We start from the raw sequence: 15003 nt of genomic DNA on the forward strand, positions 1-15003 counted from the left end.
GCGCGACCGGTTTCACGGCCGCCGCACGCCCGATTCCGCCTGCTCGTGAGACCGCCCGATCGCCGGCCGACGCGGACTCCGTCGGGATTGGTGCCGACTTCCACGGATTCCGCGACGCGAACCCGGGCGGATCATCAGCCCCGCATAACAGGATGGGGATTCCACCCATCCGGGCGGTGATCTGCGAAGGAGCGAAGTGACATCGACGACACGGGCGATCCAGCTGGGTCGCAAGGAGCGGCCGAAGCGCGGGTCACTCCTGCTGCTCGTTCCGGGCATCGCCTCGGTCGTGCTGCTCGGCATCCTGCCCCTGTTCATCGTCGCGCGGAACAGCTTCGCCGTCGCCGACAACTACGGCGGGATCACCGACGGGCTCACCTTCGACAACTATGCGAAGCTGCTCGACCCGGTCTACTCGAAGACCCTCTTCTACTCGCTCGGGCTCGGCGTCCTGAACACCGTCGTCTGCCTCGTCGTCGGGTACATCACGTCGTACTACATCGTGTCGCGACCGCCGAACCGGCAGGGGTTCCTGCTGCTGCTCGTCATCATCCCGTTCTGGACCGACTTCCTGGTGCGCACGTTCGCGTGGATCACGATCCTCGGATCGGGCGGCCCGATCGCCGGCCTGCTGGGGATCTTCGGCGTCGCCGGCTTCTCGCTCATCCCGAGCAACGTCGCCGTGGTGCTCGGCCTGCTCTACTCGTTCCTCCCGACGGCGATCTTCCCGATCTACGCGTCGATGCGGTCGATCGACCCGTCGCTGAAGGAGGCCGCCACCGACCTGGGCTGCGGGTGGTGGGGGGTGCACCGCCGGGTGATCCTGCCGCTCACGGGCCCGGGCATCCTGGGCGCCGCACTGCTCACGTTCATCCCGACCATGGGCGTCTTCGTCATCCCGGTGCTGCTCGGCGGCGGCAAGGACCCGCTCGTCGGCAACCTCATCGTCACGCTCTACACGGAGTTCCGCAACCAGCCGATGGGCGCAGCGGCGTCGATGGTGCTCCTGCTGCTGATGCTCATCTCGATGGTGCTCGTCGGCCTCGGGCTGAAGCGCTCGTCCGCCAAGAAGGGAGCGTGACCGTGGATCGCGTCGTGAACGGCATCGCCCGGGGCGTCTTCGTCTTCCTCTACCTCCCGATCGTCGCGGTGATCGTGTACTCGTTCAACGCGGCGGGCACGAACACCCGCTTCGAGGGGCTCACCCTGCAGTGGTACGTCGAGCTGTTCCAGGACGCCGCGCTCATGCAGACCCTGCAGACGAGCGCGATCGTCGCGGTCATCACCGCGACCGTCGCCACGATCATCGGCATCATGTTCGCGCTCGGAATCGCCCGGTACCGCGGGCGCGGGCGTGCCAGTCTCCTCGCGCTCATCGCGCTCCCGCTGATCGTGCCCGAGATCGTGCTCGGTGTCGCGCTGCTGAGCGTGTTCAGCACTACGAAGATCCCCCTCGGCATCGGCACGCTCGTGCTCGGCCACCTCATCGTGTCGCTCCCGCTCGCGACGCTCGTGCTCATGAGCTCGGCGGTGATGCTCGACCCGAGCCTCCCCGAAGCGGCGACCGACCTCGGCTGCACGCCGTGGCAGACGTTCACCCGCGTGTACTTCCCGCTGCTGCGCCCCGCCGTGGTCGCCGCATGGCTGCTGAGCTTCACGACGTCGTTCAGCAACATCGTGATGTCCACGTTCCTCAGCGGCGTCGGGTCGACGACGCTCCCGCTCAAGATCTACTCGAGCCTCAAGACCGGACTCACCCCCACGATCAACGCCCTCGGAGCACTGCTCATCCTGCTCACGCTCGTGATCGTGCTCCTCGTCGGCGTCACGCAGATGCGACGCATCCTCGTCGAGTCGCGCGGCTAGCCCCCGAACTGCAACATCCCCCCACCGAAAGGAACCCCGCAATGAAGAAGCTGACCACAGCAGCCGTCGGCATCGTCGCCGTACTGGCACTCACTTCGTGCAGCACCGGCGGATCCGGCGACGGCGCGTCGACGGAGCTCAACGTCTACGCGTGGGCCGACGAGATCCCCCAGTCGGTCTTCGACGCCTTCACCGAGGAGACCGGCATCAAGGTCAACGTCGACAACTTCGACAGCAACGAGACGATGATCTCGAAGCTCGCAGCGGGCAACTCGGGCTACGACATCGTCGAGCCCAGCCAGTACGCGGTGCAGCAGCTCGTCGGCCAGGACCTGATCGAGACCCTCGACAAGTCGAAGATCGAGGGCATCGAGAACCTCGCACCGAAGTTCGCCGACCCGAGCTACGACCCCGGGCTCGAGCACTCCGTGCCGTGGGTGTGGGGCACGACCGGCCTCCTGTACAACTCCGCCTGCACGGGCGGCGAGGAGATCACGAGCTGGGAGTCGCTCTTCGACCCGAAGTGGAAGGGCAAGGTGAACATGCTCGACAACATGCTCGCCGCCTACATCGCCGGCCTGCAGGTCAACGGGTACGACGCCGACAGCACCGACGAGGACGAGATCAACGCGGCGACCGAGTCGCTCATCGAGCAGAAGCCGATCCTCTCGGGCTACAACTCGACGAACTACGGCGACCTGGTCGCGAGCGGCGACGTCTGCATCTCCGAGGCGTGGGGCGGCACGAGCACCGCGAAGATCATCGAGCAGAACCCCGACGTGCACTACGTGCTGCCCGAGGAGGGCGGCAGCCTCTGGGTCGACGGTCTCTCCATCGCGAAGGGCGCGCCCCACCAGGATGCCGCGTACGAGTTCATCAACTTCCTGCTCCGCCCCGAGATCGCCGCGATGGCGACGAACGACGGCGGGCTGGCGAGTGCGAACGCGGCCGCCCAGGAGCACGTCACCGACCAGGGTGTGCTGAGCAACTCCGCCGTGTACGCGACCGATGAGGAGGTCGCGAACGCCGACTTCATCGTCGACCCGGGTGAGGCGATGAAGTACTACCAGGACGGTTGGACCCGGGTGAAGGCCTCCTAGGCCGGCCACCAGCGAACAGCGATTGGGATCATGAACACGCAGACCACGTCGACCGCCGCCTCCGCGGTCGAGATCCAGGGGCTCTCGAAGGAGTTCGCCGGCCATCTCGCGGTGCACCCGCTCGACCTGGAGATCCGGGAGAACGAGTTCTTCTCGATCCTCGGTCCCTCCGGGTGCGGCAAGACCACGCTCATGCGGATGATCACCGGCTTCGAGACGCCGTCCGCCGGACGTGTGCTGCTCGGCGGCGAGGACGTGACCGGTGTGCCGACCCGCAACCGTGATCTCAACATGCTCTTCCAGAGCTATGCGCTGTTCCCCCACCTGACCGTGTTCGAGAACGTGGCCTTCGAGCTCCGGGTGCGGCGCGTCGCCAAGAGCGAGGCGAACCGCCGCACCCGGGAGGCGCTCGAGCTCGTGAAGCTCGGACACCTCGGCGACCGGAAGCCCGACCAGCTCTCGGGCGGCCAGCGCCAGCGGGTGGCGTTGGCGCGCGCCGTCGTCTCCGGTCCGAAGGTCGTGCTGCTCGACGAGCCGCTCGGCGCGCTCGACCAGCAGCTCCGCAAGGAGATGCAGTACGAGCTCAAGCGCATGCAGCGCGAGGTCGGCATCACGTTCATCTACGTGACGCACGACCAGGAGGAGGCCCTCACCATGTCGGACCGCATCGCGGTCATGTCGGAGGGCGTCGTCCAGCAGGTCGCCGGGCCCGAGGACATCTACAACAAGCCCGAGACGAGATTCGTCGCCGGCTTCATCGGCAGCTGCAACCTGCTCGACGTCACCGTTCCCGAGGGGGTCGAAGGTGACGTGGTCACGGTGCCGCTCGACGGCATCGGCGCGGTGCGCGGAGTGCTCGGCGAGACGGTCACCCACGAGCGCACGGGAACCCTGCTGCTCCGCCCCGAGCGGATCGAGGTGCACCGCGACGGCGATGGCATCGAGGGCACGGTGGAGACCCTCACCTTCCTCGGCGAGGAGTGGCATCTCCACCTGAGCGTGGGCGGCCGACTCATCAAGGCCTCCCTGTCGAGCCTCGTCAAGGAGCGCGACCTGCCGGGCCTCGCCACCGGCGACACCCTCCGCCTCTCGTGGCGCCCGCAGGACGCCAGGATCGTCGTCCGCTGACCGAACCACCGCCAGAACCGAACCAGGAGCCCCGCATGCGAGTAGCCGTCGTCCAGACGTCACCGGGCATCGACCCCGAGGCGAACTTCGCCACCATCCGCCGTTTCGCCGCCGAGGCCGCCGAGCAGGGCGCGCGTCTCGTCGTGTTCCCCGAGGAGGCGATGCTCCTCGCCGACGACGAGATCAAGCCGGACTTCCCCGACCTGCTGCCCGCGGTCTGGCCGGGTTTCGTCGCGCTGATCCGCGAGCTGGCTCGCCAGCATGAGCTCACCGTCATCGCGGCCGGCTACGAGCCGAACCCCGACGGCAGCCCCTTCAACACGATCCTCGCGTTCGGCCCCGACGGGGAGGAGCTCGCGAGGTACCACAAGATGCACACGTACGACGCCTTCGCGTACCGGGAGTCCGCCTACGTGACGCGCGGCGACCGACTGCCGCCGATCATCGACGTCGACGGCCTCAGGGTCGGCCTCGCGAACTGCTACGACGTCCGGTTCCCGGAGCTGTTCCGAAGCCTCTCCGACCGCGGCGTCGACGCGATCGCGCTCTCGGCGGCATGGGTCTCGGGCAAGGGCAAGGAGGAGCACTGGTCGGTGCTCACGCAGGCGCGCGCGATCGAGAACGTGAGCTGGTTCCTCGCCTCGGCGACCGTCGGGCCCGACTCGGCCGGGCTGAGCCGGATCATCGACCCCCTCGGTGTGGTCGTCGCCGGACTGAACGCCCACGACGAGGGCATCGTCGTCGCCGAGCTCGACCCCGAGCGCACCGCGACGGCGCGACGCATGCTGCCGGCGCTCGAGAACCGCCGCATCGCACTCGCCTACCACGTGAACTAGCAGGAAAGAGGATCATGTTCTTCCGCACCGGGGACGCCCCATCCCAACTGCCGACGAGTCTCCGCGCGAAGCTCGAACGGCTCAGCTTCCCGACCCTCGGCCACTACCTCGAGGAGGGCTTCGCCGACCCCGAGATTCGGCGGGTGGTCGAGGCAGGCGGCCGGGTGATCGGCACGGCGTTCACCGTTCGCACGACGGCCACGGACTCGACCGCGCTGCACCACGCGGCGGGGATCATCGAGCCGGGCCAGGTGCTCGTGCTCGACACCGGCGGGGACCGGCGCCACGCACCCCTCGGCGAGGTCGTCGCCGCCCAGCTCGTCGCGAGGGGCGCGGCCGGCGCCGTCGTCGACGGGGTCGTCACCGATGTCGACGAGATCGCGGAGCTCGGGCTCACCGTGCACGCGCGTGGCACCAGCATGCTGACGACGAAGCTCCAGGGCATCGACGCGGGCGGCGTCAACGTGCCCGTCACGTGCGGTGGCGCGGTCGTGCACCCCGGCGACGTCGTCCTCGCCGACGCGAACGGAGTCCTCGTCGTACCGCTCGAGGGCCTCGAAGCCCTCGTCGACCTCGCGCTCGAAGACGACGCGGAGGAGCCGGCGCTCATCGACGAGCTCCGCGGCGGAGCGCCGCTCGGCAGCCTGACCGGCGCCAGCGACACCGTCGCGGCCCTCCTCGAGAGCGCCACCCCGCAATAGCACCCGCCTCGATCACCGACAGCCGGCGGACTGCTCGTCCGGCTGCGATCGAACGCGCCCGGATCCACCCATGAAAGGCACATCCATGCTCCTCAAAGCCGCGATCAACGGGGGCCGACCGACCTCCGAGCACCCGGCCGTCCCCCGCACCATCGAGCAGATCGTGGAGGCGAGTCGCGCCGTGATCGCCGCCGGCGCCGACGTCGTTCACGCCCACGTGATCACCGAGGACGGTGCGCAGACGATCGAGCCCGAGGCGGTCGGAGCGTGGGTGCGCGCCATGCGAGCGGCGGACCCGGCGATCGTGATCGGGACGACGACCGGCCTCTGGACCGTCGAGTCGCACGCCGAGCGGATGCGGCACCTCGCCGGCTGGCCCGGCGATGCACTGCCGGACTTCGCCTCCGTCGCGTTCTGCGAGGAGGGTGCCGCCGAGGCGGCCGAGCTCGTCCTCGAACGCGGCATGGTCCTCGAGTCGGCGGTCTGGTCGATCGAGGACGTGCCGGCCCTCCTCGCCTCGCCGACACTGCACCGCAACGTCCGGATCCTGATCGAGCCCGAGACGGAGGACGCCGATGACGCCGTCGCCGAGTGCCGGAGGATCGCGGCCGTCATCCGGGCGGCCGGCGTGGCCGCGCCGATCCTGTACCACGGCTACGACGCGACGGTCTGGCCGGTCGTCGAGGCTGCCATCGCAGACCGTTGCGAGACCCGCATCGGATTCGAGGACGGGGTGCACCTGCCCGACGGGAGCCTGCCGGCGGGCAATGCCGAGCTCGTCGCCGCGGTGCGCGCGCTCGAGCGGGGCTGACCCCGGCGTCGTCGCGGCGCGAGGCGATACCCTCGAACCGAGGAGACCGCTGCCGAATGATTGACGACCTGGATCGCAGGCTCATCGAGCTGCTCGCCCGAGACGGGCGACGTCCGTTCGCCTCGCTCGCCGAGGAGCTCGGCGTCTCGCAGTCGACGGTGCGTGCTCGCGTGGCGAAGCTCCAGGAGGACGACGTCGTCATGATCGTCGCCCTGTGCAACGCTCTGCTGCTCGGGCACCAGGTGGTCCGGCTGCTGCTCAGCGTCCGCAACCTGACGCCGCGATCAGTGGCCGACGGGCTCGTCGGCATCAACCAGATCAACCACGTCGCGCTCGTCGCCGGCTCGCACGATCTCTATCTCGAGGCGACCTGTCGTGACCAGCCGCAGCTCATTGCACTGCTCGATGAGATCCGTCGCCACCCAGGGGTGGCCGCGATCCAGCCGATCATCGTGACCTCCCTCGCGAAGGACTACAGCGGCGGCGGCCTGCGAGGCACCGCGCAGAGCATCAGCGACCCGAATCGCTGATCAGTTCTCGAGGCGCGACAGCGGCGTCGGTTCGCGGAACCCCTGCCAGAGGTAGGTGTCCTTCATGACCTCGAGCACGGTGAGCGTCTCGAGGTCCGAGATGCCCCGGATGCGGCGGATGTCCTGGAGCACGATCTTGCCGAGGGCCTGCGCGTCGGGGGCGACCACGTCGAGGATGATGTCGTAGTAGCCGAGGGTGCAGGCGACGTACTTGATCTGCGGGTGCTCGGCGAGCTGCTCGGCGACCCGCGCCACCGGCACCTCCGACACCCGGATGCCGACGTGGGCGGCGATGCCGCCGATCTTCGTCTCGTCGTACATGCCGGCGACGTAGATGACCCCGACCGACACGAGGCGGTTGTACCGCTGGCGCACCGTCGGCTCCGAGAAGCCGATACGACGGCCGATCTCGGAGAAGGACCGGCGGCCGTCGACCCGGAGCTGGTCGATGATCTCGCGGTCCACATCGTCGAGGAGGGGGTCCCTCGACTCACGGGCGGCATCCACCCGGTCAGCGTACCGGAGGCAAACGCCGAGCGGTCAGGGGTCGGCCCGTACGAGGCGTCCGAGCTCGCCTCCCGCGTCGTCGAGGAGGACGAGTTCGTCTCCGTCGAATCCGGCGAGACGTGCTCCCATCACCCAATACGGCGCCAGGGACCCCTCGCACCCTGCGTCGGTCGACCCGCCGGCGGTCGTCAGCAGGTCGCCGTCGTCCTCGAAGATCCATCTGCCGTGGAGGCTGTTGCAACCGTCCGACCCGTCCCAGGTGCCCGAGGCCAGGAAGACCACGTGCGGTTCGGTCGGGGCGGAGATCCCGACCGGCTCCCACCGGCCGATCAGGTCGCCGCTCGAGGCCGGCGTGAGGGCCGCAGGCAGGGGCGGCGGGTCGGTGAAGAGCACGTGGGCGGTCTCCTCGGAGACCGGCGCTGCGGCGAAGGACCCCGTCTGCGGGTCGTTCGTTTCGGGTACGGGAGCGGCCGTGAGCGAGGCGACGACCTCGCCGTCGGCGTCGAGCAGCTGCCAGCCGTCGTCGATGGCCCGGTAGGCGGCCATGGCGTCGAGCCACCCGACCTCGTGGGACGAGCTCGTCACGCAGTCGCCGCTCGCGGAGTCGACGTGTGCGATGACGGCACGCTCGCCGGCACGCCACCACCCGCCGAGTGTCCCGCACTCGCGCAGAAGCTCGAGTTCGCCGCCGCCGAGACGGAGGCGGGTGCCTTCCCGCTCTCCGTCGGCGTCGGACACGTCCCACAGTCCGACGAGCCCGATCGGCTCGGCCGTCCCCGCGGTCGCCGGGGCCGTCCGGACCGTCGCACCCTCCGCGGTCGCGCAACCCGAGGTGGTGGATGCCGCGGCGAATGCCAGCGCCACCGCCAGGGTGCGACTCCGATGCGCCCGCCTGGCCCCCACCCTCTCAGTTCGCATCACCGCCTCCTTGCGCACTCATCTTCGAGTATGTGCGCGCGTCGCGCGATCTTGCACCAGGCGCTCGCCCGCCGAGCGGGAGGCGTCGCGAAACGCCTACGGCAGCCGGTCGACGAGGTCGTCGGCGATGCCGACGTACGATGCGGGCGTCAGGGCGAGCAGGCGCTGCTTCGCCTCGTCGCCGATCTCGAGCGACTCGACGAAGGTCGCCAGGTCCGAGGCGCCGACCCGCTTGCCGCGCGTGAGCTCCTTGAGCAGCGCGTAGGGGTCGCTGATCGTCGACCGGCCGGCCACGACCTCGGCGCGGATCACCGTCTGGATCGCCTCGCCGAGCACCTCCCAGTTGCCGTCGAGGTCCGCGAGCAGCAGCGCCCGGTCGAGGTCGATCTCGCCGAGCCCGCGCTGGATGTTGTCGAGCGCGAGCATCGAGTGCCCGAAGCCGACGCCGATGTTGCGCTGGGCCGACGAGTCGGTGAGGTCGCGCTGCAGGCGCGAGGTCACGAGCGTCGCGGCGAGCGAGTCGAGCACCGCCGAGCTGAGCTCGAGGTTCGCCTCGGCGTTCTCGAAGCGGATCGGGTTGACCTTGTGCGGCATCGTCGACGAGCCCGTCGCGCCGGCCGCCGGGATCTGCCGGAAGTAGCCGAGCGAGATGTACGTCCAGATGTCGGTCGCGAGGTTGTGCAGCACGCGGTTCGCGTGCGAGACCCGACCGTAGAGCTCGGCCTGCCAGTCGTGCGACTCGATCTGCGTCGTGAGCGGGTTCCAGCTGAGCCCGAGCGACTCGACGAACTCCTGCGAGACGGTCGGCCACGAGACATCCGGTGCGGCGACGACGTGCGCCGAGAACGTGCCCGTCGCACCCGAGAACTTGCCGAGGTACTCGGTCGCCTCGACCTGAGCGGCGATGCGCGAGAGGCGGTGCACGAAGACTGCGAGCTCCTTGCCCATGGTCGAGGGGGTCGCCGGCTGGCCGTGCGTGCGGCTCAGCATCGAGGCATCCCGGTGCTCGACGGCCAGCGCCTGCAGGGTGGCGATGACCGCGCGGTACTTCGGCAGCCAGACCTGCTGCACCGCGTCGCGCACGGTGATCGCGTAGGAGAGGTTGTTGATGTCCTCGGAGGTGCAGGCGAAGTGGGTGAGCTCGGCGATCGCGTCGAGCCCGAGGTCGGAGAGCCGGCGGCGCACGTAGTACTCGACGGCCTTCACGTCGTGGCGCGTCGTCGCCTCGAGCGACGCGAGCTCGTCGATGTCGGGCTGCCCGAAGTCGGCGACGACCTGGCGCAGCGCCGCCTTCTGGTGGTCGCCGAGCGGCGACGATCCGAAGAAGCCGCGGTCGGTCTGCGCGATGAGCCACTCGATCTCGACGTGCACACGCGCCCGGTTGAGGCCGGCCTCCGAGAGGTGCTCGCCGAGTTCGCCGACCGCCGAGCGGTAGCGTCCGTCGAGGGGGCTGAGCGGCTGGGGGGGCAGCGAAGTCATCGGTTTCCTTGTCTGAGAGCCGGCGCGAGTTGCCGGAAGAGCGCCGTGGTCGACCGTTCAATCATCTCAAGTACCCGATCGAACATCGCATCGTCGGAGTAATAGGGGTCGGGCACGTCCTGCAGCGTGCTGAGCGAGGGCTCGAACTCGAGCAGCAGGCGCACCTTGTGCTCCTCGACGGGGCCGGCGGCCCAGTTGCGCAGGATGCGCGCCTGCCCGCGATCGAACGCGACCACGAGGTCGAGGTCGGGGAAGTCGCCGGCGTCGAACTGCCGCGCACGGTGATGCGTGCCGTCGTAGCCGGCGCGCGCGAGCGCGTCGACGGTGCGCTGGTCGGCCGGCTCGCCGACGTGCCAATCGCCCGTGGCGGCCGACTCGATCGCGATGCGCGACGCCAGTCCGGCACGTTCGGCGAGGGCGCGCAGCACGACCTCGGCCATCGGCGAGCGGCAGATGTTGCCGGTGCACACGAAGGACACCCGGAAGGGCTGCGCGGCCTCCCCCGCGGGTTCCGCGCGCGTCATGGGTTCCATTGTGGAGGAGAATGCGGCTTTCAGGAATGGGTGGAGATGACGATGGATGCCCCGGTGCCGGACTTCGAGGTCGACACCGAGCTCGCGGCGCGGCTCGTGCAGCGGCAGCATCCCGACCTGGCGGGCCCGCTCGAACTCGTCGCGAACGGGTGGGACAACGCGATCCTCCGCCTGGGCGACGTGCTCGCGGTGCGGCTGCCGCGGCGGCTGGTGGCGGTGCCGCTCATCGCGCACGAGCAGCGCTGGCTGCCCGGGCTCGCCGCACGGCTGCCGGTCGCCGTGCCCGCGCCGGTTCGCATCGGTCGCCCCGCCCCCGACCTGGGGTTCGACGCGCCGTGGAGCATCGTGCCGTGGTTCACGGGCACCGTGGCGGCCGAGGCGTCGGCCGCACGCCGTGCGATCCTCGCGCCCGCGCTCGCCGGATTCGTCGATGCGATGGCGGTGCCGGCGCCCGACGGCGCCCCCCGCAACCCGTATCGCGGCGTACCGCTCAGCGTGCGCGACGAGGCGGTGCGCGCCCGGCTCGACCGGTTCGCGGTGCGCGCGGCGACCGGTGATCTCGACGGGCTCGACGTGGCGGCCCTGCGCGACCTCTGGAGCGATGCGCTCGGGGCGCCCGCGTGGCACGGCCCGCCGTCCTGGCTGCACGGAGACCTGCATCCCGGCAATCTCGTGGTCGAGGCATCCGGTGATCTCGCCGCGGTGATCGACTTCGGCGACCTGACCGCGGGCGACCCGGCCACCGATCTCGCGACGGCCTGGCTGACGTTCGGCGCCACCGGTCGGGCCGCCTTCCGGAGCGAGGTCGAGCGGCGCCGGCAGGTCGACGCGGCGACGTGGCGGCGCGCGCGCGGCTGGGCGCTCGTCTGGGGCAGCGCGGTCGTCGACGAACTCGACGGATCGGGACCGATCGGGCGCCTCGGGCGCTTCGCGCTCGCGCAGGTGCTCGCCGGCTGAGCCCGCCCACCCGTCCTCCACACTCGCCGTCGGCGTGCGCGGGTGCACAGGCGCGGCCCGCACGATCGTGGAGGCCGCGGCGCACCGGCAGGCTGACCGGCATGGATGCCTCGGACGAATGGCTGCTCGCGCTCACGGGCGGCGGTTGCGCGACCCGCGACGAGCTCGATCGCGCGACGATGCTGCGGGGGCGGTTCGCGCCGCTGCGCACCGCGATCGGGCACGCCGCGGCGATGCTGCCGCCCGACGGCGGATCGTGGCGCTCGCAGGCGGCCGACCGCTACGCCGAACGGCTGCACGAGCTCAGGTCGGGTGCGCTCGCCGCGGTCGGCCTGCTCGATCAGGCCGTCGTCGAGCTCGACGAGCGCATCCGGCGCATGGGCGATGAGATCGCCGCGTACAAACAGGCCGAGCGAGACGTGCGCGCCGCCGAAGAGGCCCGGCGCGCCGCCGACCTCGCCGAGCAGGCACGCATGCTGCGGGTCGCCGACGAGCGCCGGGGTGCGGCATGAGCGACGCCATCACGATCTCGGGCGGGGGGACGACCGCCGTCGCGACCGACGACCTGTTCGCCGACGCAGCTCGCCTCGGCGCCGCCGTCGCCGCGCTCGAAGCCGCCGCCGGCGACGCCGCCGGACTGGCGGTCGAACTCGACGCGCTCGGCGCCGACCGCGATGCCGGTGGCTTCGCCGGCCGGCAGACGCTCTGGAACGGGCCGCACCCCGCCGGGGCCACCCACCGTCTCGAGTGCGCGCTGCGCGACCGCCGGGCCGAGGGTGACGAACTGCGCAGTGCGCTGATCGCGAGCGCCGAGCGCTACGGCCTGACCGAACAGCTGGTCGACGGCGCCTGGCGGGTCGGCGGCGGCGTCGCCGGGTATCTGCTCGGCTCGTTCCTGGTCTCACCCGGTGGTGCCGCCCTCGCCGGCGGGGTCGCGCTCGCCGCGGGGGCGAACACGTCGGCCCGGCAGGTGTGGGGCGCGACCGCGCTCGACGAGTGGCTCGCGGCCAACCGGGGCGTGCTGTCCGACCCGCTGTTCGTGCGCGCGGTCCGCGCTGCCGTCGACTCGGTCGACGAGTTCGTGCTCGGCGCCCTGCACGTGCCGGGCGGTGAGAAGCTCGCCGCCCTGATCGGGCCGCATGTCGGGGCGCCCGAGAGCGCGTCGGTGCTGCTCGCGCTCGCCGCGGCGCTCCGTGCGCCGGCGCTCGTCGACGGACCCGTCCGCGTTCGCCGCACGGATCGCGACGACCGGGCGGGCGACGGCCAGGCGCCCGGCGGCCATCCGTCCGAGGGCCCCGAACGCACGGTGCGGGCGCCGGCCGGCTTCGGCGACCTCGCGGGCCGCATTCCGGGCGGTGAGGGGCCGCAGATCCGCATCGAGCGCTACGGCGAGCCCGGCGACCCGCGATGGGTGGTGTACGTCAGCGGCACCGTCGAACTCGGGGTCGTCGCGGGCGAGCAGCCCTTCGACATGGTGAACAACCTGCACGGCATCGCCGACGACTCGCCGCTCGACGCGTTGCGGCGCGCGGGGGCCTCATCAGGCGCGGGCGAACGCGCGGTGCGCGAGGCGATGTCGGCCGCGGGCATCGCGCCCGACGACCCGGTGCTCGTGGCCGGGCACTCGGGCGGCGGCATCATCGGGGCGAGGCTCGCGGGCGACCCGTCCCTGGGCGTCATCGGGGCGCTCGACCTCGGCGGGCCGAACGACTCGGCGCCGACGCGGCCGGGCGTGCCGAACGTCGCCGTCGAGCACACCGAAGACCTCGTACCCGCGCTGGGCGGGGCGGGTCACCCGTCGCCCGAGCGCATCGTGGTCGCACGCGACGCGCTCGAACCCGGCCGGTCGTACGACGGCGAGATCCTGCCGGCGCACTCGCTCGAGCGCTATCGGCAGACCGCGGCGCTGATGGACGAGTCCGACGACCCGCGGCTCGCGGAGTTCCGCGAGCTGCTGGCGTTCACGGGCGGCGGCGAGGGCGCGGTGAGCGAGTGGGTCGCCCGGCGGCAGTGAGGCGTGCGGTCAGTCCTTCGAGGGTCGCACGACGAGCCCGATCAGCCAGCTGATGAGTCCGAGCACGAGCGCGCCGAGCACGCCCCACCAGAAGCTGTCGACGACGAGGCCGAAGCCCATGAGGTCGCTGATCCAGTCGACGATGAGCAGGAGCAGCCCGTTCACGATGAACGAGATGAGGCCGAGCGTGATCACGTAGATCGGGAACGCGACGACCCTGATGAACGTGCCGACGATCGCGTTGACGAGGCCGAAGATGAGCGCGACGAGCAGGTACGTCAGCACCCGTGCCATGTCGGTGTCGTCGTACGGCACCACGTTCACGCCCGAGACGATGAGCGTCGTCAGCCAGAGCGCGAAGGCGATGACGATGACCTTGACGATGAAGCGCATGCCCCCACTCTGTCAGACCGCGCCCGCCGGGCGAAGAGCCCCGCCGGGCGAGGAGTTCCGCGGGGCGAGGCGGTACGGTTGAACGCGTGACCGCACCGGAGCCTTCGCGCGCAGGCGTTCGCCTGCGCCCCGAGATCGCCGCCCTTCCCCCGTACCGGCAGGGCCGCCCTGCCCCGGCCGACGGCTACAAGCTGTCGAGCAACGAGAACCCGTTCGATCCGCTGCCCTCGGTCGCCGCGGCGGTCGCGTCGACCGGTGCGACGGTCAACCGCTATCCCGATGCCACGGCGCTGGCGCTGCGCGAACGACTCGGTGCCCGCTTCGGCGTGACCGCCGACGAGGTGCTCGTCGGCGCCGGGTCGGTCGCGCTGCTCGCCGCCTTCATCCAGGCCGCGGCCGCGCCCGGCGACGAGGTCGTCTACTCGTGGCGCTCGTTCGAGGCGTACCCGGGCCTCGTCACGGTGTCCGGCGCGACGAGCGTGCAGGTGCCGAATCGCCCCGACCACGGCCACGACCTCGATGCCATGGCCGCCGCGATCAACGAGCGCACGCGCGTGGCGATCGTGTGCTCCCCCAACAACCCGACCGGTGTCGTCGTCACGGCCGCCGAGTTCGAGGCGTTCATGGCGAAGGTGCCGTCCGACCTGCTCGTGCTGCTCGACGAGGCGTACATCGAGTTCGTCGACCGCGAGGGCCCCGGTTCGGTCGATGAGGCCGTCGACGGCCGCACCCTGCTCGGCCGGTACCCGAACCTCGTCATCCTGCGCACCTTCTCGAAGGCGTACGGTCTCGCGGGCCTGCGCGTCGGGTATGCGATCGGGCCCGTGCCGATCCTCGACGCCGCGCGCGCGACGGTCATCCCCCTGAGCGTCACGGCGGCCTCGTCGGCGGCGGCCATCGCCTCGCTCGAGCCTGCGGCCGAGGCCGAGCTGCTCGACCGGGTCGGCGTGATCGCCGCGCGCCGCGACGGGGTGCGGGCTGCGCTCATCGCACAGGGCTGGCCGATTCCGCAGGCGCAGGGCAACTTCATCTGGCTGCCGAGCGGCGAGGCGACGGCCGAGGTCGCCGAGCGCCTCTTCGACGCCGGCCTCGTGACGCGGGCGTTCGCCCCCGACGGCATCCGGATCTCGATCGGCGAGCCGGAGTCTGTCGAAACCCTCCTCACGATTCTCAGTGAGCTTGTACCGGCCTCACAAGAAGGGCGTCCCGCATAGCGGGTAGCGTGGAACG

At 70.9% G+C, this 15003-nt stretch carries 17 protein-coding genes; 12 read left to right on the plus strand and 5 right to left on the minus strand.

The features are described 5' to 3' along the window. Positions 1 to 196 precede the first annotated feature (196 nt). From PX701_RS17450 to PX701_RS17485, 8 genes are all read left to right on the plus strand, one after another. Entirely contained in the window at positions 197 to 1081 is an 885-nt protein-coding gene (locus PX701_RS17450) for an ABC transporter permease (protein ID WP_275507005.1), read from the plus strand. After that, positions 1078 to 1866: an ABC transporter permease gene (locus PX701_RS17455; RefSeq protein ID WP_275507006.1), complete on the plus strand. Its 789-nt coding sequence runs from the start codon at positions 1078 to 1080 to the stop codon at positions 1864 to 1866. Before PX701_RS17450 ends, PX701_RS17455 begins: the two co-directional genes overlap by 4 nt. A 41-nt stretch (positions 1867 to 1907) precedes the next feature. Beyond that, positions 1908 to 2966, plus strand: a complete 1059-nt coding sequence (locus tag PX701_RS17460; RefSeq protein WP_231429299.1) for an ABC transporter substrate-binding protein — start codon at positions 1908 to 1910, stop codon at positions 2964 to 2966. 30 nt (positions 2967 to 2996) lie between these two features. Next, positions 2997 to 4094 (plus strand): ABC transporter ATP-binding protein, encoded by a 1098-nt coding sequence (locus tag PX701_RS17465; RefSeq protein WP_231429300.1) that lies wholly within the window; start codon positions 2997 to 2999, stop codon positions 4092 to 4094. 35 nt (positions 4095 to 4129) lie between these two features. Beyond that, the gene (locus tag PX701_RS17470) at positions 4130 to 4930 is read left to right on the plus strand and encodes a carbon-nitrogen hydrolase family protein (RefSeq protein WP_231429301.1); all 801 of its coding nucleotides are present in this window, start codon (positions 4130 to 4132) and stop codon (positions 4928 to 4930) included. A gap of 14 nt (positions 4931 to 4944) precedes the next feature. Further along, positions 4945 to 5631 (plus strand): RraA family protein, encoded by a 687-nt coding sequence (locus tag PX701_RS17475; protein WP_275507007.1) that lies wholly within the window; start codon positions 4945 to 4947, stop codon positions 5629 to 5631. An 85-nt stretch (positions 5632 to 5716) separates the two neighbouring features. After that, positions 5717 to 6442 carry a 3-keto-5-aminohexanoate cleavage protein gene (locus PX701_RS17480; protein WP_231429303.1) on the plus strand — a complete coding sequence of 242 codons (726 nt, stop codon included), beginning with the start codon at positions 5717 to 5719 and terminating at the stop codon, positions 6440 to 6442. 56 nt (positions 6443 to 6498) lie between these two features. Further along, positions 6499 to 6972 carry an Lrp/AsnC family transcriptional regulator gene (locus PX701_RS17485; RefSeq protein WP_231429304.1) on the plus strand — a complete coding sequence of 158 codons (474 nt, stop codon included), beginning with the start codon at positions 6499 to 6501 and terminating at the stop codon, positions 6970 to 6972. Here PX701_RS17485 and PX701_RS17490 read toward each other — a convergent pair whose 3' ends face one another. The 4 genes from PX701_RS17490 to PX701_RS17505 all read right to left on the minus strand — a co-directional run bounded on the left by PX701_RS17490 (position 6973) and on the right by PX701_RS17505 (position 10400). Beyond that, on the minus strand, positions 6973 to 7479 hold the full coding sequence (locus PX701_RS17490) for an Lrp/AsnC family transcriptional regulator (protein ID WP_231429305.1): 507 nt from the start codon (positions 7477 to 7479) through the stop codon (positions 6973 to 6975). A gap of 33 nt (positions 7480 to 7512) precedes the next feature. Then, a complete protein-coding gene (locus PX701_RS17495; RefSeq protein WP_275507008.1) occupies positions 7513 to 8343 on the minus strand; it encodes an META domain-containing protein in 831 nt (276 codons plus the stop codon). A 150-nt stretch (positions 8344 to 8493) separates the two neighbouring features. Continuing rightward, positions 8494 to 9876, minus strand: coding sequence for an adenylosuccinate lyase (gene purB / locus PX701_RS17500; RefSeq protein ID WP_275507009.1), 1383 nt, complete (start codon positions 9874 to 9876; stop codon positions 8494 to 8496). Beyond that, on the minus strand, positions 9873 to 10400 hold the full coding sequence (locus PX701_RS17505; RefSeq protein WP_231429307.1) for a low molecular weight protein-tyrosine-phosphatase: 528 nt from the start codon (positions 10398 to 10400) through the stop codon (positions 9873 to 9875). The genes purB and PX701_RS17505 overlap by 4 nt, the downstream gene beginning before the upstream one ends. 63 nt (positions 10401 to 10463) lie before the next feature. Between PX701_RS17505 and PX701_RS17510 the strand changes: the two genes are divergently transcribed. The 3 genes from PX701_RS17510 to PX701_RS17520 all read left to right on the plus strand — a co-directional run bounded on the left by PX701_RS17510 (position 10464) and on the right by PX701_RS17520 (position 13380). Further along, positions 10464 to 11366 carry an aminoglycoside phosphotransferase family protein gene (locus PX701_RS17510; RefSeq protein ID WP_275507010.1) on the plus strand — a complete coding sequence of 301 codons (903 nt, stop codon included), beginning with the start codon at positions 10464 to 10466 and terminating at the stop codon, positions 11364 to 11366. Between the two features lie 101 nt (positions 11367 to 11467). Beyond that, positions 11468 to 11878: a hypothetical protein gene (locus PX701_RS17515; RefSeq protein ID WP_275507011.1), complete on the plus strand. Its 411-nt coding sequence runs from the start codon at positions 11468 to 11470 to the stop codon at positions 11876 to 11878. Beyond that, a complete protein-coding gene (locus tag PX701_RS17520; RefSeq protein ID WP_275507012.1) occupies positions 11875 to 13380 on the plus strand; it encodes a hypothetical protein in 1506 nt (501 codons plus the stop codon). The genes PX701_RS17515 and PX701_RS17520 overlap by 4 nt, the downstream gene beginning before the upstream one ends. A 9-nt stretch (positions 13381 to 13389) precedes the next feature. On the opposite strand, the gene PX701_RS17525 is transcribed toward PX701_RS17520, so the two are convergent. Continuing rightward, positions 13390 to 13773, minus strand: a complete 384-nt coding sequence (locus PX701_RS17525) for a phage holin family protein (protein WP_231429311.1) — start codon at positions 13771 to 13773, stop codon at positions 13390 to 13392. A gap of 86 nt (positions 13774 to 13859) precedes the next feature. Between PX701_RS17525 and PX701_RS17530 the strand changes: the two genes are divergently transcribed. Further along, a complete protein-coding gene (locus tag PX701_RS17530) occupies positions 13860 to 14987 on the plus strand; it encodes a histidinol-phosphate transaminase (protein WP_275507013.1) in 1128 nt (375 codons plus the stop codon). Positions 14988 to 15003 lie beyond the last annotated feature (16 nt).

The organism is Agromyces chromiiresistens (assembly GCF_029167465.1).
In the GTDB taxonomy this organism is placed as follows: Bacteria; Actinomycetota; Actinomycetes; order Actinomycetales; family Microbacteriaceae; genus Agromyces; species Agromyces chromiiresistens.

Bases quoted from the DNA above. Each gene is read 5' to 3' on its own strand.
- PX701_RS17460 (WP_231429299.1), top strand. From the start codon at position 1,908: ATGAAGAAGCTGACCACAGCAGCCGTCGGCATCGTCGCCGTACTGGCA.
- PX701_RS17465 (WP_231429300.1), top strand. From the start codon at position 2,997: ATGAACACGCAGACCACGTCGACCGCCGCCTCCGCGGTCGAGATCCAG.
- PX701_RS17470 (WP_231429301.1), top strand. From the start codon at position 4,130: ATGCGAGTAGCCGTCGTCCAGACGTCACCGGGCATCGACCCCGAGGCG.
- PX701_RS17475 (WP_275507007.1), top strand. From the start codon at position 4,945: ATGTTCTTCCGCACCGGGGACGCCCCATCCCAACTGCCGACGAGTCTC.
- PX701_RS17480 (WP_231429303.1), top strand. From the start codon at position 5,717: ATGCTCCTCAAAGCCGCGATCAACGGGGGCCGACCGACCTCCGAGCAC.
- PX701_RS17485 (WP_231429304.1), top strand. From the start codon at position 6,499: ATGATTGACGACCTGGATCGCAGGCTCATCGAGCTGCTCGCCCGAGAC.
- purB (WP_275507009.1), bottom strand. From the start codon at position 9,876: ATGACTTCGCTGCCCCCCCAGCCGCTCAGCCCCCTCGACGGACGCTAC.
- PX701_RS17505 (WP_231429307.1), bottom strand. From the start codon at position 10,400: ATGACGCGCGCGGAACCCGCGGGGGAGGCCGCGCAGCCCTTCCGGGTG.
- PX701_RS17515 (WP_275507011.1), top strand. From the start codon at position 11,468: ATGGATGCCTCGGACGAATGGCTGCTCGCGCTCACGGGCGGCGGTTGC.
- PX701_RS17520 (WP_275507012.1), top strand. From the start codon at position 11,875: ATGAGCGACGCCATCACGATCTCGGGCGGGGGGACGACCGCCGTCGCG.
- PX701_RS17525 (WP_231429311.1), bottom strand. From the start codon at position 13,773: ATGCGCTTCATCGTCAAGGTCATCGTCATCGCCTTCGCGCTCTGGCTG.